At 54.5% G+C, this 19,982-nt stretch carries 22 protein-coding genes and 1 pseudogene; 12 read left to right on the forward strand and 11 right to left on the reverse strand.

The window, feature by feature from the left end:
• Positions 1–108: 108 nt before the first annotated feature.
• From BWM17_RS08160 to BWM17_RS08175, 4 genes are all read left to right on the forward strand, one after another.
• Entirely contained in the window at positions 109–714 is a 606-nt protein-coding gene (locus tag BWM17_RS08160) for a PRC-barrel domain-containing protein (RefSeq protein WP_309493431.1), read from the forward strand.
• A 99-nt stretch (positions 715–813) separates the two neighbouring features.
• Positions 814–2,043 (forward strand): threonine synthase, encoded by a 1,230-nt coding sequence (thrC, locus tag BWM17_RS08165; RefSeq protein WP_309493432.1) that lies wholly within the window; start codon positions 814–816, stop codon positions 2,041–2,043.
• On the forward strand, positions 2,040–3,062 hold the full coding sequence (locus tag BWM17_RS08170) for a homoserine dehydrogenase (RefSeq protein ID WP_309493433.1): 1,023 nt from the start codon (positions 2,040–2,042) through the stop codon (positions 3,060–3,062). The genes thrC and BWM17_RS08170 overlap by 4 nt, the downstream gene beginning before the upstream one ends.
• Positions 3,063–3,109: 47 nt before the next feature.
• On the forward strand, positions 3,110–4,528 hold the full coding sequence (locus BWM17_RS08175; RefSeq protein ID WP_309493434.1) for an aspartate kinase: 1,419 nt from the start codon (positions 3,110–3,112) through the stop codon (positions 4,526–4,528).
• A 14-nt stretch (positions 4,529–4,542) separates the two neighbouring features.
• Here the strand turns inward: BWM17_RS08175 and BWM17_RS08180 are convergent, their stop codons facing one another.
• From BWM17_RS08180 to hisG, 9 genes and pseudogenes are all read right to left on the reverse strand, one after another.
• Positions 4,543–5,220, reverse strand: coding sequence for a histidinol phosphate phosphatase domain-containing protein (locus tag BWM17_RS08180; protein WP_309493435.1), 678 nt, complete (start codon positions 5,218–5,220; stop codon positions 4,543–4,545).
• The gene (hisI, locus tag BWM17_RS08185) at positions 5,217–5,609 is read right to left on the reverse strand and encodes a phosphoribosyl-AMP cyclohydrolase (protein ID WP_309493436.1); all 393 of its coding nucleotides are present in this window, start codon (positions 5,607–5,609) and stop codon (positions 5,217–5,219) included. Before hisI ends, BWM17_RS08180 begins: the two co-directional genes overlap by 4 nt.
• Positions 5,606–6,220, reverse strand: coding sequence for an imidazole glycerol phosphate synthase subunit HisH (hisH, locus tag BWM17_RS08190; RefSeq protein ID WP_309493437.1), 615 nt, complete (start codon positions 6,218–6,220; stop codon positions 5,606–5,608). Before hisH ends, hisI begins: the two co-directional genes overlap by 4 nt.
• Positions 6,221–6,222: 2 nt before the next feature.
• Positions 6,223–6,507, reverse strand: coding sequence for a phosphoribosyl-ATP diphosphatase (hisE, locus tag BWM17_RS08195; protein WP_309493438.1), 285 nt, complete (start codon positions 6,505–6,507; stop codon positions 6,223–6,225).
• Positions 6,504–7,817 (reverse strand): histidinol dehydrogenase, encoded by a 1,314-nt coding sequence (gene hisD / locus BWM17_RS08200; protein WP_309493440.1) that lies wholly within the window; start codon positions 7,815–7,817, stop codon positions 6,504–6,506. Before hisD ends, hisE begins: the two co-directional genes overlap by 4 nt.
• A 5-nt stretch (positions 7,818–7,822) precedes the next feature.
• Positions 7,823–8,587, reverse strand: a pseudogene (hisF, locus tag BWM17_RS08205) (imidazole glycerol phosphate synthase subunit HisF); the annotation flags it as partial.
• Positions 8,588–8,590: 3 nt separating this feature from the next.
• The gene (locus BWM17_RS08210) at positions 8,591–9,181 is read right to left on the reverse strand and encodes an imidazoleglycerol-phosphate dehydratase (protein ID WP_309493441.1); all 591 of its coding nucleotides are present in this window, start codon (positions 9,179–9,181) and stop codon (positions 8,591–8,593) included.
• A complete protein-coding gene (hisA, locus tag BWM17_RS08215) occupies positions 9,168–9,923 on the reverse strand; it encodes a 1-(5-phosphoribosyl)-5-[(5-phosphoribosylamino)methylideneamino]imidazole-4-carboxamide isomerase (protein WP_309493442.1) in 756 nt (251 codons plus the stop codon). Before hisA ends, BWM17_RS08210 begins: the two co-directional genes overlap by 14 nt.
• Complete coding sequence (gene hisG / locus BWM17_RS08220) at positions 9,920–10,783, reverse strand: ATP phosphoribosyltransferase (protein ID WP_309493761.1); 864 nt, start codon at positions 10,781–10,783, stop codon at positions 9,920–9,922. The genes hisA and hisG overlap by 4 nt, the downstream gene beginning before the upstream one ends.
• 94 nt (positions 10,784–10,877) lie before the next feature.
• Between hisG and BWM17_RS08225 the strand changes: the two genes are divergently transcribed.
• The 8 genes from BWM17_RS08225 (at position 10,878) to BWM17_RS08260 (ending at position 16,490) form a co-directional block, all read left to right on the forward strand.
• Positions 10,878–11,294 carry a hypothetical protein gene (locus BWM17_RS08225; protein WP_309493443.1) on the forward strand — a complete coding sequence of 139 codons (417 nt, stop codon included), beginning with the start codon at positions 10,878–10,880 and terminating at the stop codon, positions 11,292–11,294.
• An 85-nt stretch (positions 11,295–11,379) separates the two neighbouring features.
• Positions 11,380–11,553, forward strand: a complete 174-nt coding sequence (gene lysW/argW / locus BWM17_RS08230; RefSeq protein ID WP_309493444.1) for an alpha-aminoadipate/glutamate carrier protein LysW/ArgW — start codon at positions 11,380–11,382, stop codon at positions 11,551–11,553.
• 18 nt (positions 11,554–11,571) lie between these two features.
• Positions 11,572–12,411: a lysine biosynthesis protein LysX gene (gene lysX, locus BWM17_RS08235; protein ID WP_309493762.1), complete on the forward strand. Its 840-nt coding sequence runs from the start codon at positions 11,572–11,574 to the stop codon at positions 12,409–12,411.
• Positions 12,412–12,432: 21 nt separating this feature from the next.
• The gene (gene argC, locus BWM17_RS08240) at positions 12,433–13,491 is read left to right on the forward strand and encodes an N-acetyl-gamma-glutamyl-phosphate reductase (RefSeq protein WP_309493445.1); all 1,059 of its coding nucleotides are present in this window, start codon (positions 12,433–12,435) and stop codon (positions 13,489–13,491) included.
• Between the two features lie 98 nt (positions 13,492–13,589).
• Complete coding sequence (locus tag BWM17_RS08245; RefSeq protein WP_309493446.1) at positions 13,590–14,204, forward strand: DUF2284 domain-containing protein; 615 nt, start codon at positions 13,590–13,592, stop codon at positions 14,202–14,204.
• A 94-nt stretch (positions 14,205–14,298) separates the two neighbouring features.
• Entirely contained in the window at positions 14,299–15,117 is an 819-nt protein-coding gene (locus BWM17_RS08250; protein ID WP_309493447.1) for a [LysW]-aminoadipate/[LysW]-glutamate kinase, read from the forward strand.
• The gene (locus tag BWM17_RS08255) at positions 15,104–16,306 is read left to right on the forward strand and encodes an aspartate aminotransferase family protein (protein WP_309493448.1); all 1,203 of its coding nucleotides are present in this window, start codon (positions 15,104–15,106) and stop codon (positions 16,304–16,306) included. The genes BWM17_RS08250 and BWM17_RS08255 overlap by 14 nt, the downstream gene beginning before the upstream one ends.
• 22 nt (positions 16,307–16,328) lie before the next feature.
• Entirely contained in the window at positions 16,329–16,490 is a 162-nt protein-coding gene (locus tag BWM17_RS08260; RefSeq protein ID WP_309493449.1) for a hypothetical protein, read from the forward strand.
• An 8-nt stretch (positions 16,491–16,498) separates the two neighbouring features.
• Here the strand turns inward: BWM17_RS08260 and cofE are convergent, their stop codons facing one another.
• Positions 16,499–17,266 carry a coenzyme F420-0:L-glutamate ligase gene (gene cofE / locus BWM17_RS08265; RefSeq protein ID WP_309493450.1) on the reverse strand — a complete coding sequence of 256 codons (768 nt, stop codon included), beginning with the start codon at positions 17,264–17,266 and terminating at the stop codon, positions 16,499–16,501.
• A 25-nt stretch (positions 17,267–17,291) separates the two neighbouring features.
• Positions 17,292–19,970: a DNA-directed DNA polymerase I gene (locus BWM17_RS08270; RefSeq protein ID WP_309493451.1), complete on the reverse strand. Its 2,679-nt coding sequence runs from the start codon at positions 19,968–19,970 to the stop codon at positions 17,292–17,294.
• Positions 19,971–19,982: the final 12 nt, after the last annotated feature.

The following is a 19,982-nucleotide window of genomic DNA, read 5'->3' on the forward strand; positions in this document are numbered from 1 at the left end:
AGACTGATAGGTTTTTCGAACCCATCCTGCTGGCAAAGGAAAGAAATAATTACTTCTCCCCAACATTCATGGAGGTTAAATCCGGCTGCGAAATGGAGGGTTAACCCCGTGAGGCTGTGCGAAAACTTCTTAGGGAAGACCGTTGTGACGGCGGAAGGTGAAAAGCTGGGAAAACTCTACGACATCATAGTGGACCCCAAACATGTCTTCCCTAAGATTGACTTCATCGTCGTCAGAGCTCGAAGGCGGAATTCGGAGAGAATTTCCCTACGCAAGATAATCCGCTCAGTCAAACTTGGGCGGAAAAGTTTTCTCTACATTCCATGGAAATATGTGGATGAAGTGGAAAGGAAACGAATCCTCCTCCGGGTGAACGCTGAAAGGCTGGAGGAGATGTGGGATGAATTTTCAGAATTCAAAAACGCCAAAAAGAAATATTCGCTGGTCAAGGACGTTCTGGACGAGCAGGTTGTAGATTCTGACGGCCGTTTTATCGACAGGGTTGACGATGTGAAAATTGAGCAGGTAGGTCGAACTTTGAGGGTCATAGGCTTGGACATAGGGATTGAAGGGGTGCTGGAAAGATTGGGGTTCGAGAGAATCTTGAAGAACATCGGAATAAAGCTTCCGGAAAAAATGATCCCTTGGTATCTGGTCAAACTATCTAAGAGAGCTAGGAGGATTCAGTTAAAAGTTCCAGGAGAAATCCTGTGAAACATCCCTTTAACCCCTGCGCTTTTAAGAAGAACAATTTTTATAACTTCCCCTGAGCTATGAAAAGCGATTCAGAACTCCCTAGGCCGGGTTAATCGGTTGTTTCACCTCGAATGCATCGGATGCCATGAAAAATTCGGCGGAGAAAAAGTCATCTACGTCTGTGAAAGATGCGGAGACCTGCTTGACGTTAAATACGATTATCTGGAACTGGAGTCAAAGCTCCGCTCCAAGGAATGGGAGAAACAGCCGCTCTCCGTGTGGAAGTACAAGGACTTCCTCCCAATCTTAGACCTCTCCAAGGTGGTTTCTCTAGGAGAGGGGGGAACGCGTCTCTACGAGTGCAGTCGGCTGGGACGGAGGCTGGGGGTTAAGAAGCTTTACGTCAAAAATGAGGGAGACAATCCCACAGGCTCTTTCAAGGACAGAGGCATGACCGTGGGGGTGACCAAGGCTTTAGAATACGGAAGGAAGGCGGTTCTCTGCGCTTCCACGGGGAACACTTCCGCATCCCTAGCCGCCTACGCTGCCAAAGCAGGGCTACGCTGCGTGGTGGTGGTTCCGTCCAAAAAAATAGCTCGGGGTAAACTGGTTCAAGCGGTGGCCTACGGCGCCCAGCTTATTCCGGTGAAGGGAGGATTCGACGACGCCTTGAAGATCGTGTTGAAGCTTTCCCAAGCCAGGAAAGACCTCTATCTGCTTAACTCCATCAACCCTTACAGGATTGAGGGGCAGAAAACCTTGGCCTACGAGATCGCAGACGGCCTTCGGGGGAGGCCTCCAGACAAGGTCTTCATTCCCGTGGGCAACGCCGGGAACATCAGCGCCCTCTGGAAGGGCTTCAAAGAATATAGACGCCTAAATCTCATAGACAGCCTGCCTCAGACTATAGGGATTCAAGCCGTGGGCGCTGCGCCCATTGCCGAGGCGGTTAAATCAGGGTCGGAGACGGTGAAGCCTAAATCGCACCCTGAGACGGTAGCTACCGCCATTCGCATAGGCTCCCCTGTAAGCTGGAAGAAGGCGCTTCAAGCCATATGGGAGTCGCGGGGAACAGCGGAAACAGTGACCGATGGTGAAATCATGGAAGCTCAAAGGATGCTGGCCAGTCAGGAGGGGCTGTTCGTTGAACCTGCCAGCGCCTCCACCATCGCAGGCTTGAAGAAGCTGGTGGAAGAGGGTGTGGTGGGGAGAGATGAGGAAGTAGTCTGCATCGCCACAGGCCACGGGCTCAAGGATCCTGATACGCCCCTAAAATTCAGCGAAAAAGCCGAGGAAGTAGAGGCTGAGGTTGAGGCGGTGGAAAAAGCCATCGGTGTCTTGAGATGAGAATCATTCTGGTGGGCTTCGGTGTGGTGGGTCAAAGTTTCGCCCAACTTTTAGCAGCCAGGTCTCCTGATCTGCTGAAAAACCATGGACTCCGCCCCCGACTGGTGGCCGTGGTCGACAGGGGAGGCGCTGCTGTAAACTCGAGGGGCTTGGAACCTCTGAGGACCTTGGCTGCTAAGAGGGAGAAGGGCAGTGTGGCTGCGGATGGGGAAAACGGCAGACCCGGGTTGACGCCGCTTGAGGTCATAGAGAAAGTAGGGGCTGAGGTGGTGGTGGAGGTTACTCCCACTAACATAGCTGACGCTGAGCCGGGTATAACCCACATCAAGGCCGCCCTTAAAAGCGGGAAGCACGTCATCACCACCAACAAGGGGCCTCTAGCCTTGGCTTTTCCAGCTCTCATGGAGCTAGCCGACTACAACGGCGTGCTCCTCAGGTTCAGCGGTTGCGTGGGCGGAGGCACACCCATCCTAGAGTTTGCTCGAAGATGCCTGCTCGGTGATAGGATCATGTCCTTCCGGGGGATTTTGAACGGGACCACCAACTACATCCTATCTCAGATGACGGAGAGGGGATGGTCCTTTCAAGAAGCCTTGAAAGGTGCCCAGGAGGCGGGTTATGCTGAAGCTGATCCCTCCATGGATGTGGACGGCTACGACGCAGCCTGCAAGTTGGTCATCATGGCCAACTGGATCCTGAACCGGAAGGCTGTGTTGGGCGATGTGAAAATAGAAGGCATCCGGGGAATTACCCAGCATGCCATAAAGGAGGCTCTTCGCAGGGGGCGGAAGATAAAGTTGCTAGCTTCCGCCGACGGCAACCTCGTGGTTTCTCCCCAAGAGGTCCCGGTGGGACATCCCCTCTGCGTTGATGGAGTCCTCAATGCTGTGAGCTTCATGTCTGAGTATGCGGGGGAGGAAACCCTCATAGGCAGAGGCGCCGGTGGGAAGGAAACCGCCAGCGCCGTGTTAAGGGACTTGATCCTCATCAGGCAGTCCATCGCTAAGATTCCGGTTTAGGTTTTCGAAAACGTTAAAATCCCTTCTCCTCCACCAAATAGCTGAAGGTGTCCTTAGGATTGAGGCTTGTGATGAAGTTCGGGGGAACGTCGCTGGCTGACGGAGACTGCATCAGCCGAGCCTGCGGCATTGTAGTCGACAGTTTGAAGGGGGGGAATAAGCTTGCGTTGGTGGTCTCAGCCATGGCTGATGTTACCGACGAGCTTGTCGAAGCTTGCAGGTCCGCTGAGGTGGGTAACAGAAGCTTCATCCGGAATACCGTCGTGGAACTCCGTCAGCTACATGAGTCAGCCTGCAGGGTTTCAGTGACAGATAAGCACCTCAGAAACGAGGTTAAGAAAACCGTGGAAGAGTCTTTAAAGGAACTGGAAAACGTTTTAGAAGGAATCACCTACCTGAAAGAGGTAACTCCGAAAATCGAAGACTACGTCCTCTCCTTCGGTGAGAGGCTTTCGGCGCCAATAGTTTGGGGGGCCCTCCGCTCTAGGGGGGTGGATGCTGAATGGTTCACCGGAAAGGAGGCAGGAATAGTGACGGATTCCAATTTCGGAGACGCTAAGCCTCTGATGGAGATGACCGTCCACCAAGTGAAGGACCGACTTCAGAAACTGTATGAGGGCGGCATCGTCCCTGTGGTGGCCGGATTCATAGCCGCTGACCAAGAGGGGCGAATTACGACCTTGGGTAGGGGAGGTTCAGACTACACCGCAACCATCTTGGGATGCGCGCTGGCTGTGGACGAAGTTTGGTTCTGGACGGATGTGGACGGTTTGATGACCACAGACCCCGCGGTGGAGCCTTCCGCCAAGACCATTCGGAAGCTGTCCTATCAGGAAGCCTTGGAAATGGCCTTCTTCGGAGCTAAGGCTCTGCATCCTAAGGCGATAGAGCTGGTCATGGAGCGGGGAATCCCCCTCAGGATAAGAAACACCTTCAATCCTCAAGACCCAGGCACGGCCATTAAGGCTGACCAAGAGGTGGAGCCCAGCTCGGTAGCTAAGGCTATCTCCCTCATCCCCAAGGTCGCCATCATCACCGTCAGCGGAGCGGGCATGGTGGGAGCGCCCAGCGTAGCCTCCAAGCTTTTCGAAGTCTTAGGGAGGAAGAAAGTTAATGTTCTCATGATCTCCCAAGGCTCATCGGAGGCCAACATATCCTTCGCCGTCCCTAGGGAAAGCCTAGATGAAGTCCTGAACACGTTGGAGCTCTCTTTGCTGGGAGGAAAGTACGTCCGCGAAATAAAGGCGGAGGAGGACGCCTGCATCGTAGCCTTGGTGGGAGCGGGCATGCAGGGAACCCCAGGCGTAGCCGCCCGCATATTCAGCGCCGTGGCTAGGGAGAAAATCAACATCAGAATGATAGCTCAGGGTTCCTCGGAACTCAACATATCCTTCGTGGTTAAGGAAGCTGAAGGAGAAAAAACGGTCAGAGCCCTTCACAGGGAATTTAACCTAGGCGGGAAGTAAGTCTTCCCCGGCGGCTAATCTAAGAGGCGCTTCAACAGTTTTCTCGGATTATCCCTGACAACCACTAAGGCATCCTTCCAGCTCAGCCCAGCTCCTAAGGCAACCTGATAGGCGTCTTTTTGGGTGATGAAATCTTCAGGGCTGTGAAGGTCGGTGTTAACAACCAAGTTCGCTCCGGTTTCCAAACTCTGCTTGGCCACAAAGCCGTTGGTTAAGCAGTGTCCCTTCCGGGTTGTGAGTTCTAGGTATACTCCGTTACCCGAAGCCTTCTCGCACTCTTTCTCGCTGATCATTCCCGGGTGGGCGAGGATGTCCACTTCCCCGGATTCCACGGCTGCCAAGTTTGTGCCCCGGGTTACAGGCTCCACCAAAGTTTCCCCGTGTGCTATGACCAGTTTGGCCCCCAGCCTTCTGGCCTTGGAGGCTAAAACCCCTATGGCTTTGGGTGGAACGTGGGTGAGCTCCACACCTGGGTAGAAACGGGTTTTCCCCGCGTATTTTTCCAGCTCCTCGGCCATGTTTGTCAGCTTGGTTACGACGGATTCCAAGTTAGCTGAGTCCACATGGTCTGTCACAGCCACAGCTTCGTAGCCCATGTTTTCAGCCCGCCTCAAAATTTCGCTGGGCAGTAGCTCTCCGTCGCTGAGAAGGGAATGGGTGTGAAATTCAATCCTTCTGCCAAGGGTCTTCATTTCAGGTTTTCCTCCTCCTTGAAGGTTGCTCCTTCCAGTTTCCGGTAGAAACACGTCCTGTAGCCCCTGTGACATGCTCCGCCTATTTGGCGGACTTTAACCAGCAGGGCGTCGAAGTCGCAGTCTACATAGAGTTCCTTGAGAAACTGGTAGTGGCCTGAGGTTTCACCCTTCTGCCAAAGCCTATTTCTCTCCGTGCTCCAGTAGTACATCATGCCCGTGGTGAGGGTTTTCTCCACAGCCTCCCTGTTGGCGGAGGCCACCATCAACACTTCTCCGGTGGAGGAATCCTGCACCACCACCGTCACCCGGCCGTTGTGCCGGTAGTTAAGCTGGCCTGCAACCTTCCTAGCCTCCTCTGGGCCTAAGGGCAGATTTGACACCTTCATTCTCCGATCGACCTGACGAAGTTTTTGAGAAGCCTTAAGCCTTGCGCTCCGCTTTTTTCCGGGTGGAACTGGGTTCCGTAGAGGCTTCCCGAAACCACCACCGACGGGAAAACCGTCCCGTATTCAGTGGTGGCTAGAACGGCTGCTTCCTCCGCTTCCCCCACGTAGTAGGAGTGAACGAAGTAAAAGTAGTCTCCGTCGTTTATGCCTTCTAGGAAGCCGTGGGCTTTAACCGTCTTCACGGTGTTCCAGCCCATGTGGGGGACTTTAACACCTTGGGGTAGAGGTACTACTTTTCCCCTGAGGAAGCCTAAGCCTTTAGACCATCCTCCTTCTAGGCTTTCGCTGAAGAACAGCTCCATTCCCAAGCATATCCCGAGGAGAGGGAGACCTCTTTCCACGGCTTTTTTAAGCTGGGGCAGGCGGGGGGTGAGAAACTCAACGGCAGGCCGGTAGGCGCCCACGCCGGGGAAGACCACGGCGTCCCCCTCTAGGGCGTCCTCTACCCTCGAGGTGATGAAGGGCTGGGCTCCAACTTTCTCCAAGGCCTTCCGGATGCTCATCAGGTTTCCCACCCCGTAGTCCACCACCGCTATCCTAGGCGGCTTCAACCTTATCGCCTCCTCCTCCGGAGTTCTTGAAGTAGTTCCTCCAGTTTTATTCCTTTGAAGACCAGTAGCACCCAAGTGTGGAACACTAGGTCGGCGGCTTCATGAACTATCTCCTGCCTTTCTCCTCCCCGAGCCGCCTTCACCAGCTCTTGGGCTTCCTCCTTCACCTTGCCCAGAACCTTGTCCACTCCTCCTTTTAAGAGGCTTGAAACATAGGAGCCGGGTTTGGGCCTGTGCCTCCGGTCTTCGATGACCCGGTAGACTTCGGATAGAACCTCCAAACTCACCGACGTCGGCCTCCCTTTCGCCCTTTGAATCTTTTCTCCACCGCCAGCCCATGGGCTGGAAGCCCTTCCGCCTCAGAGAAAGCCTTCACCGTCTCCCTCAGCCTCTTCAGTCCTTGGGGAGTGAGGTACTCCACGTTGATGGCTTTCATGAAGTCGTAGACCCAGAGGCCTGAACTGAACCGCGCTACTCCTCCCGTTGGGAGCACATGGTTTGACCCTACAGCGTAATCCACTGCCGGAGTGGGCGTGGAGGCTCCAAGGGAAACGGATCCCGCGTTGGTGATCATGGAAACAAACTTCTCCGGCTTCCTGCAGAGGACCTCCAAATGCTCCGGGGCGAAGGTGTTGATGAACTCAGCTGCCTGAGCCGGGCTGTCCGCTAGGAGGAGGACTCCTGACCTTTCCAAAGCCTCTTCCAACACGGTTTTCCTCAGCCCTTGAGAGGCGTAGGTTCGAAGTTTTTCCCCCACCTTCGCAGCCAATCTCCCGTCTGTAGTGACCAAGATGGGTACGGCAAGGGGGTCGTGCTCCGCCTGGGAAATCAGGTCCACCGCCACAAGTTCAGGGTCAGCGGAGCTGTCGGCGAAGACCACCAGCTCCGTGGGGCCGGCGGGGAAGTCGATTCCCACCTCTCCGTAGACCAGCATCTTGGCCGCGGTGACGTAGACGTTTCCCGGCCCTAGGATCTTGTCAACCTTTGGAATCGTCTGGGTGCCGTAGGCCATGGCACCGACAGCCTGCACTCCACCCACCTTGAAGACCTCCTTCACCCCAGCTACATCCAAAGCCACAAGGGTGGCTGGGTTGATTCTCCCGTCTGGGGCAGGAGGCGTGCAGGCGACCAGCCTCCGAACTCCCGCCACCTTGGCTGGGATGGCCAACATGAGGGCGGTGGAAGGATAGGCGGCTTGGCCTCCGGGAACGTAGAGCCCCACCGTTCCCAGAGGACGGAAGACCTGCCGAACGTAGACTCCTGCGGTTTTCTTGAGGACTTTGCTCTTGGGCAGCTGTTTCCTGTGGACCTCCCGGATGTTGGACGCAGCCTTTTTTATCGCCCTGAGCATTCTGCCTCCCACTTTTCCGTAGGCTTTGGCGACTTCGAAGGGCTTAACCTGCAGCTCCTCCGCCGTGATTTCAACTCTGTCGTAGAGTTTCGCATATTCGACGACGGCCTCGTCGCCTTTCAGCTTCACCGCTTGGAGGATTTCCTCCACCTTGCCTTTTACGAGTTGAAGGCTGAACCTGTTTCTCTGGATGAGTCTGCTCAAAGCCTCAGGGCTTAGGTCTTTTATTCGAACAGGCCCTAGCATAGCGGCTACCCCCTAGGCGGCCTCACGGGGACACCTAGCTTCATCAACTCCCTCTTTATGTCCGCCACGGTATACTGCCGGTAGTGGAACACGGAGGCCGCTAGGGCGGCGTCGGCTTTTCCCTCAGTTAAGGCTTGGTAGATGTGCTGGGGTTCCCCAGCGCCTCCGGAGGCTATGACGGGAATGTTCACCGCTTCGGCGACGGCTCTGGTAAGTTTTATGTCGTAGCCAACTCTCGTCCCGTCGGCGTCCATGCTGGTGAGAAGGATTTCCCCGGCTCCCAGCCTTTCCACTTTCTTAGCCCACTCCACCGCGTTGAGGCCTGTGGGAGTGCGTCCTCCGGTGATGTAAACTTCCCAGAAGCTCTCCCTCACATAGAGGGCGTCGATGGCTACCACGATGCACTGGCTTCCGAATCTTTCCGCTCCCTTCCTCACTATTTCAGGGTCTCTGACCGCGGCGGTGTTGATGGAAACCTTGTCGGCTCCCGCCTCCAAGAGCGCTTCCATGTCTTCCAAACTCCGAACCCCGCCTCCCACCGTGAAAGGTATGAAGAGGTTTTCCGCCGTCTTCTTCACCACGTTGACCATGGTGGCTCTTCCCTCCGGAGAGGCGCCAACGTCCAAGAAAACCAGCTCGTCGGCTCCCTGCTCATCGTACATCAGAGCCAAGGCTGGAGGGTCTCCGGCATGGCGGAGTCCCTTGAAGTGGATGCCTTTGACGACGACTCCGTTGAGGACATCGAGGCATGGGATTATGCGCTTGGTTAACGTCTACAAGACCCCCTTGAGGCTGGGCGGCTTTTTCTCCTCCGCCTCCCTCAACCTCGCTGCCTCTGCCAATGCTCGGCCTAAGGCCTTGAAGGCAGCTTCAGCCTTGTGGTGACTGTTTAAGCCGCGGATGGCTACGATATGCAGGTTGAAGCGGCCTCCTTCCGCCAGCGACCTGAAAAAGTGGTCCACCATCTCGGAGGAAAGCTCCCCCAGCTTCGGCTCCTTGAACCTCAGGTTGGAGCGGTAGTAGGGTCTCCCTGAAAGGTCTATGGAGACCATTATCAGGGCGTCGTCCATGGGTAGGACGGCGCTTCCGAAGCGGTTGATTCCCTTCTTGTCGCCGAGGGCCTTATCCAAGGCCTGCCCTAGGACCAAGCCTAAGTCCTCCACCATATGGTGGTCGTCGTAGACGGGGCCTTTTTCTTCGGCTGAGGCTTCGAGGGTGAAGGAGCCGTGGAAGGCCATGGACCTAAGCATGTGCTCTAAGAAAGGCTTGCCCACCTGCAGCTTAACCTCTCCGGGCTTGTCGAGGTTGACCGCTACCTTGACGTAGGTTTCCTCCGTCTTCCGTTCAACCTTAGCCTGCCGCATTCCTAACTATCTCCTTCGCTTCCTTTAACGTAAAGACTCCCTCATATAAGGCCCTTCCAACCACAGCGCCCCAGACTCCCGCCTTTGCCAAGTGGAGGAGGTCTTGAAGGGAGGACACTCCACCCGCGTAGATGACGGGTTTATCCGTAGAGTCTACAACCTTTCTAACCAACCCCGTATCCAGTCCGCTTAACGTCCCTTCCACATTCACATCCGTGTAGAGAAAAGCCGCCACCTCCTGCCGGGTGAAGAACCGTATGAGGTTGAAGGGGGAACCTGCTGCCTCTGCAGTCCAGCCTCTGGTCACCACCCTCCCCCCTCTGGAGTCTAAGGCCACGATAACCCGGTCGCCGCCTACACGGTTTAGGAAGACTGAAATCGCCTGAGGTCTTTCCACGGCGACGGTTCCCAGGATAACCCACCGAGCCCCCGCCTCCACCAGTTCCCGGGCGTCCTCCACCCGCCTGATGCCGCCGCCTACTTCCACAGGGATGCGGAGGCTTCTGATGATTTTTTTCACGGTTTCCCTGTTTTTCCTGCTGCCTGTGAAGGCCGCGTCTAGATCTACCACGTGGAGAATTTCCGCTCCTTCCGCTTCCCAAGCCTCAGCTACTTTCAAGGGATCGTCCGAGATCTCCCGCCCTGTTCCGGGTTTTCCTTGGACAAGTTTGACGCATTTTCCATCTTGGATGTCGACGGAGGGTATCACCTTCATCGGCTGGGGGCGCTTCCCTTCTTTCACGGGACAACCCTCTCCACGGGTAGGACTATGATGTCTCTGGCTCCAGCCGTCTTAACCGAGCTTATGACATGGGGGATTTCCCCCTCCTCGACAACAGAGTACACCTCCCACATGGGGACGGGAGCCTCAACCTTCGCCAACGTGGGGCCGCCCATGGAAGGGAGGACACCTAGAACCCGCTGCAGAGCTTCTTCGGGAACGTTCATCATCAGGAGCTTCTTTTTTCTAGCCATTAAAACACTTCGGAGAGCGGTGGTGATTTCCTTTATCTTCTCTCCTTTCTCCGCCAAGGCCTTCTTGTTGACTATTAGCCTAGCCGAGGACCTCAGAACCTCCTCCACAATCCTCAGACCGTGAATTTTCAAGGTGGCCCCGGTGTCGACGATGTCTAACACAGCCTCTGCCACATTCATAAGGGGCGTGATCTCTACGGCTCCTGAGACCTTCACTATCTTAGCCTTCATACCTTTAACCTTGAGGTAGTTGCCGGCTATGGAAGGATATTTGGTGGCAATTCTAGTCTGAGCGGTTAGGTTTCGGGGAGACTCTATCCCTGACTCTTCAGGGGCGGCTAGAACTATCCGGCAGCCTCCGAACTCCAAGTCAAGAAGCTCAGCCACTTCCGCTCCGCTTTCCACGACGTAATCGTAACCTGTGACGCCCAAGTCTACTGCTCCTCCTTCCACCAACGTCGGTATGTCCGAGGCTCTGGCTAGGACTATGGAAAGCCAAGGAATCACCGTGGATAGGTAAAGAGAGCGTGTTTTCCAGTTTGATGGCGCTAGGCCTGCTTTCGTTAAGAGTCTGACGGAGGGCTTGTGAAGGCGGCCTTTGTTGGGTATGGCGATGGTTATTCGGATTTTTCATCCCTTCTTGTGGGAAATTTGTGGGTTTAAACCCATAATATACACATAAGTATATAAACTTTCCCGCACCAATACATAGTATTACAAGGTGAGAGCTACGCGCATCTCAGAAATCATCCGCATAGACAACCGAGGAAGAGTGATCATCCCCGCTTCCATCCGAGAAGCCTTCGGCCTGAGAGAAGAAGCCTATGTAATGTTGATGGCGGACTTGGAAAGCCAAGAAGTGAAATTCATCCCCTTCGCCGACCCCGACGCCAAGCTCTTCGAAGTAAAACTCTCCCTCACCGACGTGCGGGGGGCGCTGGCCAAGGCAGCCATGAAAATGGCGGAGCTGGGAGTAGACCTCCTCTCCACCCAATCCAGAACCCTGCAAAGGGGAAAGTCCGCCGAGTGGCATGCCATCGTCGACCTCTCCAAGTGCAAGCTTACGCTGGGCGAGCTTAAGCGCAAGCTGGTGGAAGAGGGAGCTGCTAAACACGTGGAGATAAAACAGTTCGGGTGAATTTTGATTCGTGAAATGTAAAAGCTTAAAAAGTTAAGTTGTGATTATTATACCTACATTTGAAGAAGGTACGATGATTTAGAAAATGAAAGTCAAATGCCCTGAATGCGGCGCGGAATTCGACGCTCCCGACGACGTGATAGTAGGGGAAATCGTCAGCTGCCCGGACTGCGGCTTAGAGCTTGAAGTCAGCAGCATCCAGTCTGGAAAAGTCGACGTTAAAATTGTCAGAATTTCCGGCGAAGACTGGGGGGAATGATCAGTCACCTCCATAGGCATCCTCTACGATCAGATCCGTTGGGAAGAAAAAGCCATAATCGAAACCGCCAAGTCTAGGGGAACACCTGTTAAGCTCTTAGACTCGAAATCGATGTTCTTCGAACTGGGAGCCCGGGAGCGCGGAGGAGAAAAATTCGCCGACATAATTCTCCAACGCTGCGTAAGCTATTTCAGAAACCTTCACCTCACCGCCCTCCTAGAGAAAAGAGGCTACACAGTCGTTAACCCTTACAAGGTTACCCAGCTCTGCGGCAACAAGCTTCTGACAACCCTCGCCTTGACAAAGGCTAAGATACCGACCCCTAAAACCTACGTAGCCTTCACCAAAGAGAGCGCGTTGGAAGCCTTGGATAAAATGGGCTACCCGGCGATGTTGAAGCCTGTGGTGGGAAGCTGGGGGAGACTCATCATCCCCTTGAAGGACAGGGAGACAGCGGGAGCCGTCTTGGAGGAAAGGGAGTACATGTTCCCCCTCTACCAAGTTTACTACCTTCAGGAAATGGTCAAAAGGCCGCCGAGGGACATCAGGGTCTTCGTCATCGGAGACGAGGCAGTGACAGGCATCTACCGTTATTCCTTCTTGGACATCAAGACCAACATCGCCCGGGGAGGAAAAGCTGAACCTTGCCGCATAACTCCTGAGCTTCAAGAGCTAAGCCTCAAGGCAGCGGAGGCTGTGGGCAGCGGAATTCTCGGAGTTGACATGATGGAAACCGATGAGGGAATCGTGGTACATGAAATTAACCACACCATCGAATTTCAGGCAACCGCCACGGTGACGAAGGTCAACATACCTAAATACATCGTAGGCTATTTGCTTAGAAAAGCCAGAAAATAGCTGCAGGCGAGGGCTCAGCCTATGCTTCGAGTAGGCGTCATCGGAGGCTCAGGTTACACCGGAGGAGAACTTCTCAGGCTGCTTTTGGGCCACCCCCAAGTTGAAATAGCTCAGACAACCTCCAGAGAATACGGCGGCGAATACGTTTTCCGAGTTCACCCCAACCTCAGAGGGCTGACCAGCCTCCAGTTCGCCAAACCAGACTTGGAGAAGACGGTGAAGGAATGCGACCTTGTCTTCACGGCGACCCCCCACGGAGTTTCCTCCAAGCTTGTTCCCCGGCTGCTGGAGGCGGGGTTGAAGGTGATAGACTTGAGCGCAGATTTCAGGCTGAAGAATCCTGAGGGCTACCCCCAATGGTACGGCTGGAGTCACCCTCACCCCGAACTGCTTCAGAAAGCCGTCTACGGCGTTCCTGAACTTCACCGGAGCGACATAGGGAAAGCTCAGCTTGTCGCTTGCCCGGGCTGCATGGCTGTGGCCAGCATTCTGGCTTTAGCCCCAGCGGCCAAAGAAAGGCTTTTCGAAGAGGACAAGGTTGTGGTCGACGTTAAGATCGGGTCTTCAGGAGCCGGAGCCAAACCCTCCCGGTCAACCCACCATGCTGAGAGAGCCGGCGTCATCCGGCCTTACAAGCCCACAGGTCACAGGCATACGGCGGAGATCGAGCAGGAGTTGAACTGGGTTGCAGGCTCCGGGGCGGTGAAGATTTCCATGTCCGCCCACGCCGTCAACGTTGTGAGAGGCATCCTCGCCACCGCGCATCTTTTCCTGAAAGAGAAGATAGGGCTGGCGGAGGTTTGGAAAGCCTACCGGGGGTTCTACCAGAACGAGCCCTTCATCCGCTTGGTCAGGGATAAGAAAGGCCTCTACAAGCTTCCCGACCCCAAAACCGTCATCGGCTCCAACTTCTGCGATATAGGCTTCGACTTGGATAAGCATGTCAACAGGCTGGTGGTCTTGGGGGCTATCGACAACCTGATGAAGGGAGCCGCCGGCATAGCCGTTCAAAACCTTAACCTGATGATGGGCTGGGATGAAAGAACCGGGTTACTGCCGCCTGCCCTCTACCCTGTCTGACGGCTTCCCTACCCTGCTCCCGGTCATTTTTGCCTCGAGGTTGAAGGCTGAGTTTTCAGCTATAGGTTTAAGAAGACGGCTTCATTTTGTTCTGGTTCATGAAGAAGAAGGGTTCCTACCGCGGCAATGCAATGGATAGACTAGTGAGGATAGCTGAGGAGGGGGGAGCCGCGGAGGTCAAGGTCATCAACGCCAAGGACATCGTTGTGGATAAGAGGGTTAGGATGAAATGTGCCATTCCCCCATGCAACCAGTACGGGAAAAACCTGATGTGCCCGCCTTACGTCATGTCCGTGGAAGAGTTCACCCAAATCCTCGGTAAATACAGAAAAGCCTTGCTGGTTCAGCTTGAAACTAACACCGACTCCTCAGACAAAGCGGACGCGCCCCTCACAGGAGAGCTTATAGAAACGCTAGAGGAAAAAACAGGCCTAGCAGAATGGTCGCTGAAGCTCCATAGGCTGATAAACCTCCTTGAAACCGAAGCTTTCAAGCTAGGGTTCCCCTTCGCCACAGGCTTCACTTGCGGACACTGCCGCCTCTGTGAAGAATGCGTGCCCCCCGGGAACCCTTGCCGAAAACCCTTTGAGGCTAGGCCTTCCATGGAGGCCATGGGCATCGACGTCTCCAAGACCTGTGAAAAAGCTGGCATTCCGGTTTCCTTTTCTTCAAACCGAGCCATAAAGTTGACAGGGCTGGTCTTGCTTTATTAGCTGCGAAGCTTCTGACTGAAAGCTAAAATACGCCTTCAGACTTTTCTAAAAGGAACCGCGAATTACCAGCGACGGTTCTCAGGAAGGTTTCAGATTGGCTGACAGGTTCCTTGTGGTAAAGGTGGGGGGCAGCCTTCTCAAATCAGGTTTTCCTCCCACGCTACTGAAAGACCTGAAAAGCGCGGCCCTAAACCATCGGCTCACCCTCGTCCACGGAGGGGCGGCTCTGGTTACGGAGACCGCCCAGAAGATGGGGAAAGAGCAGAAGTTCATCGTTTCTCCCGATGGAATGAAAAGCAGGTACACCGACAGGGAGACCATGGAAGTCTACACCATGGTCATGGCGGGTAAAATCAACAAGCAGGTCGTGGCTTTTCTGCAGAGCGGAGGGGTTAACGCCATAGGCCTCAGCGGGGCGGACGGCCAGCTTCTCAGAGCTTCCAGAAAGAAAAAACTCATCATCTTGGATGAAAGGGGAAGAAAAGTGGCTATTGAAGGCGGCTACACGGGGAAAATCGAAGAGGTGAACCCCCAGCCTCTCCGCTGCCTGATGGACTTGGGCTACATGCCTGTGGTGGCCCCCATAGCCGTGGACGATGAGTTCCAGCTTCTAAACGTAGACAGCGACAGGGCTGCCGCCTACATAGCCAAAGCCCTGAAGGCTGACTGCCTCATCCTCTGCACCGATGTGGAGGGACTTATCCTCAACGGCGCTCTCGTCAAAAGGCTGAAGCTGGAAGAGGCTCGGGAAAACCTCCCCAAGATCGGGCATGGTATGAGAAAGAAGATTTACGCTGCGGTGGAAGCCTTAGAAGGAGGCGTCAGAGAAGTGGTGGTGACGAAGGGCGCCTTGGAAACCCCCCTAACCTCAGCTTTAAACCATGAGGCGGGAACCCTCATTGTCCCTCAGTAGAGATGAGATAATCCGCTGGGAAAACAGCCAGCTGGCCGACGTCTACCACCGGAGAAACCTCGCCGTAGTCCGGGGTAAGGACGCCCTCATCTGGGATGCGGATGGAAAGCAGTACATCGACTGCATGGCCGGCTTCGGCGCTGCTTTCATAGGCCACTGCAACGAAAAAGTGGTAAAGGCCCTTCAAACCCAAGCTGAGAAACTCATAGCATGCCACGGGTCCCTCTACAGTGAGGCTAGAGCTCAGCTTCTCCGAAAATTGGCCTCCATAGCTCCGAAGGGGTTGGACAAAGTTTTTCTGTCCAACAGCGGCTCCGAAGCCGTGGAGCTGGCTTTAAAGGTTTCAAGAAAGTTCACGGGAAAGAAAGAGTTCATAGCCATGATGAGAAGCTACCATGGGAAAACCATGGGCTCCCTCTCCGTCACCTGGAACGCCAAATACCGAGCTCCCTTCGAGCCGCTCATTCCCCAGGTGAAATTTGTTCCCTATGGGCGGTCGGAGGAAGTCAGGAAAGCCCTGACGGCTGACACAGCCGCCATCATCGTGGAGCCAGTTCAGGGAGAAGGCGGAGTCTACGTGGCTCCGGAAGGCTACCTGAAGGAACTCAGGGAGCTGGCCGACCGCCAAGGGGCACTGCTGATCTTCGATGAAATTCAAACAGGCTTCGGGAGAACTGGAAAGATGTTCGCCCTCGAACACTGGAATGTCACCCCCGACATCCTGTGTCTGGCAAAGGCAGCGGGCAGCGGTGTCCCCATAGGCATCACCCTAGCTGGCGAGGAGGTCATGGGCTCGCTGAAGATAGGGGAACACTCCGCCACCTTTGGGGGAAACCCCCTCTCCTGCATTGCAACCGTCGCCACCATCGACGTGCTGGTGGAAGGACGACTCTGGGAGGCAGCAGCTCGCTTAGGGAAGCACTTCTCAAGCCGTCTAAGAGAGCTGGGTGAAAGACATAGAATTGTAAGGGAGGTCCGAGGCTTAGGCTTGATGCTGGGGATGGAGCTTCGCTTCGACGTCTTGGACATCCTTAACAAGATGCTGGAGAAGGGGGTTCTGATAATGAACGCGGGGGTGAAGACTCTCCGTTTTCTCCCTCCCTGCGTAATCTCCCCAAGCCAATTGGATACCGTCGTCGAGAAGCTGGAAGAATGTCTGAGGGAAAAAGAAGCATCCATAGCTAGATAAACGTGAAAGGAGGTGCAGTAGAATGGAGGAAGTGAAAGTTCTGCTTCAAATCGACGGGAAGATCGTGCCTCTCAACCGGTTCGCCCAGCGGATATTTCAAACCACTTTGGAAGGGATGGTCTCAGCCCTGAAAGGCATACCCCCTGCCTACCGGGAGCTGTCCCTCTCGATTAAAAAGAAGTAAAACAGCCTTCAGATGAAAAGATCGTATTTTGCAGGCCTGACCAACTCGCCGGCTCCCGCGTCCTCACTTTCTTGGTAAGGGTATCCTCGGATAACCACTACCGGCAACGCCTCAGCCGCTTCGCCCATGAGTAGCTCTCCCGCCGAGGCCAGCTCATCGGCTACGGCTATCTCCTTCACCTTCAACGTGTAGCCGAACAGGTCTTTTTCTCCCTTTCTGTCGTGGATGGGCCTCAGGCCCGCAACGCCTATGGCGACATTGACTTGCCCCATCCTGAAGGGCCTTCCAAACGTGTCTGTTATAATCACAGCCAGCTTTTTCCCGGACAGTTTCATGAGCTGCTCTCTCAATTTTCTGGCAGAAGCATCTGGGTCTCTGGGAAGAGTTGCCACCGCGTCTCCGCCGGAAACATTGGAGAGGTCGACGCCTGAGTTGGCGCATATGAGGCCGTGGCGTGTTTGGGTGATGAGGTGGCCTCTGCGAAACCTTACAATGCTTTTAGCCTCTTGGAGGATGATTTCCGCCATCCCCACTGGTTTTTGAATCCGCTCAGCCACGATTTCAGCCATGGCGCTGGGTTTCACGGATTTTAATCTCACCACGGAGCCTTCAGCCTTGGAGATGACGACTTGAGCGACGACGATGATGTCCCCGTCTTCAAGACGTATTCGCTGCTTTTTTGCGGTCTTCCAAATAAGCGCGGCCACGTCGTCCCCAGGTTTGACTAGAGGCATGCCGGGGATGGGGATTATCTCGATTTTCCGGGGGGACGGCATAGGCAAACCTGTCAACTTCCCTTTTTTAGAAGTTTAAAAACGACTCTAGTTTGGAGATGCCTATGATCTCTTCGAAGCTGATGTCCAAGGCGTCCAAGACTTGTTCGAAGGTGGTTTGAATGTGCTCCACATATTTGTTGACGTCGATTTCTTCCAGGGAAGCTTGGGATAACAGTTTAACCCATGGGTCTTTTCTCACTTTCACATACCTCACCACGGAGCCGGCTCCGATTTTTTCTTGGTCCTCCTTGGAGAGCTCCCTCAAAGCTTTCACATGCTGAGGGGTTGTTTTCTCATAGTCCTCCAAGCTCTTACCCAAGACGACGGTGAAGGCTAGGTCTTCCAAAGAATATTCCTTGCTCTTCAGCCGGCTGTAGCATTCTTTGACGATCCCCTTGATCTTCTCTTTGGCGTTGAAGAAGGCGTCCTCGGTTTCCACTTGGCTGAGGATGTTAACCATGTCGGCGAAGGCCTTCTTCAAAAACTCCGGAGTGTTCCTCTTCTTCCCGGTTAAGCCTTTTATGTCAACGTTTCCCGTGGGGTAAACTCCGATGTAGTTTTTCTTCCGGGTGGAGAAGACGGTATACCGGTAAACTTTGTCCACATCCAAATCCATGCCCAAGTTATCTTTAGACCATTCGATGAGCTGGCGGATTTGGGCTTCGGAAGGGTTTTTCAGAAAAACCGAGTCCGTGTCTCCGTAGATAACTTCAATGCCCAAGTCCTGAGCTTTTTCTATCACCTCCTGAATGGCATACCTCCCCACGCTGGCCGTGGCTTCCGCTACAGGAGGGCAGTAAAGGACAAAGTGCTCGGCTCCGAAGACCCCGTAGGCAGCGTTCAAGATTACCTTCAGAGTCCTTTGGACAGCAGAATACCATGAACGGACTTCCGGCGGCACCGAAGGGTCTTTGGCTTTGCTCTTGTACCATCGAACTCGGAGGTCTCGGAGGGAGCCTATTAGGAGGCTGGTCAGCCCTCTTTTCTTCGTGCATACCCAGTGGGTTGTTTCCGGGATAAGGTTTCTCTTACATTCTTCATGGGGACATCGGACGGTTTCATAGGAGAGGTTCCACCTTTTGATGATGCTGGGGTACAGGCTGCTGAAGTCGAGAACGATGACGTTGAAGTTAACCCCAGCCCTCGGCTCGATGACCACAGCGCCCCGGTATTTCTTTCCCTTGATGATGGAATGGGTTGCAGTGACGCCTTTCTCCGCGAGGATTTCCTTGGAAGTGGGGATGAGAATTCCCCGCCTCCTATGCTCACTGTACACCATGCTCCTTATCCAATTAGAAACTCCCTGCCGGGACACATCCTCCAAAGGCATCTTAGCGATTCTCGAAAGAGCGATGATCAACTTCAAAACCAAGTTATCATCCAAAGCCGCCAGCTGGTAGGTTAGCTCCGAATCCCTGAGACAGTAGGCAGCCAACTCCATGTAGGAGAGCCGGGAAACATCCCTGTCCAACCCCAGCTTACCCAAGCCTAGGAGGGAAGAGGCTACCTCTTGGAGAGTTATCTCCCTGTACTTCTGGTCGAAAGCGTAAACCTGAATCGACCTGTTGAAGAAAAACCTGTAGAGGTCAAGGTGGATGCTCAGCCGGAGGAGGGCGGATTCCCTCCCCAGCTCAATGGGGATATCCTCCCTCGCAAAGCCCAGCCTCTCAGCTCGGTGATGAAGATACCGGAGGTCAAAGTCATCTCCGTTGAAAGTCAAAACAATAGGGTAGTCGGTGAGGATCTCAAACAGCTGCCTGAGAAGCTCTTTTTCGTCATCGTACCATTCAACCCTAGCCTCCGAGGGAAGCTCCGCTGAACCTTCGGAGACGACTCCCCTCCGAAGCAGCAGAACTCTTTTAACAGAGTCGGAAGCCACTAAGGAGGCACAAATGACCCTGTATAGGGCTTCTTGCGGGCTGGGAACCCTGTCCAGGGTAGGGGACTCTACCTCGATGTCCAAGGCAGCGTACCTCAGCTTGGGAACAGGGCATTCCAGTAGCCTCGCCCAGTTTTTGATGTACTCAAAAAACTCCGGAGACTCGCCTGCGAAGGCCGCTTCCACTTCGCTGAGGCTGGAGGACAGCCTCGATTCTAAGGGTATGATCTCCTCTTCCCTGATGGCGTAAGGCATCCCTACCTCCAAGTTTCGATCGTAGAGGTAGTTTTCATAGTATTTTATGTCAGCCTCCCAAACCTTCACCGAAGCGTCCTCCGGCTTCCACCGGGGGATGATGTCCCTGATGCACCCCGAAGGCCTGCCTCCGATGGCCAAGGGGTCTCGGGCGACGATCCGGGTCACCACCACTCGCCGGTCGATTAGAGGGTCCAGCTTCTCCACCTGCTCAAAGCCCTCCAACCCTTCATGGGCCATGAGCTCAGGGATATTCTTCAACTCCTCAGGCCGGAGGCTTGTCAGGCAGTAGGGCTTGTGGCCGGTGTTATCGTACCAAAAATAAAGCTGCTCATCGGAGGGGCTGTAAAACTTCAGAACCGCGCAACGTTTATCACCGTCGTAGGTGGCTGAAAGAAGGTAGGCCTCAGCCAGATCTGAGGCTGGGGCAAGCCTTTCAGCCATATGCTTCCTAATTTTCTCCCGCCAAGCTTCCATATCCCCGGTTTTAGGGGTTTCAGGGGCTTGCGGCTTTTCCTCAGGCTTCCCCAAGTAGTCTTCTAAGGTTTTTTCCTGCATCTTCCCAGTCACTTCACTGGTCGA

The organism is Candidatus Hecatella orcuttiae, from assembly GCF_002009985.1.
In the GTDB taxonomy this organism is placed as follows: Archaea; Thermoproteota; Bathyarchaeia; order Hecatellales; family Hecatellaceae; genus Hecatella; species Hecatella orcuttiae.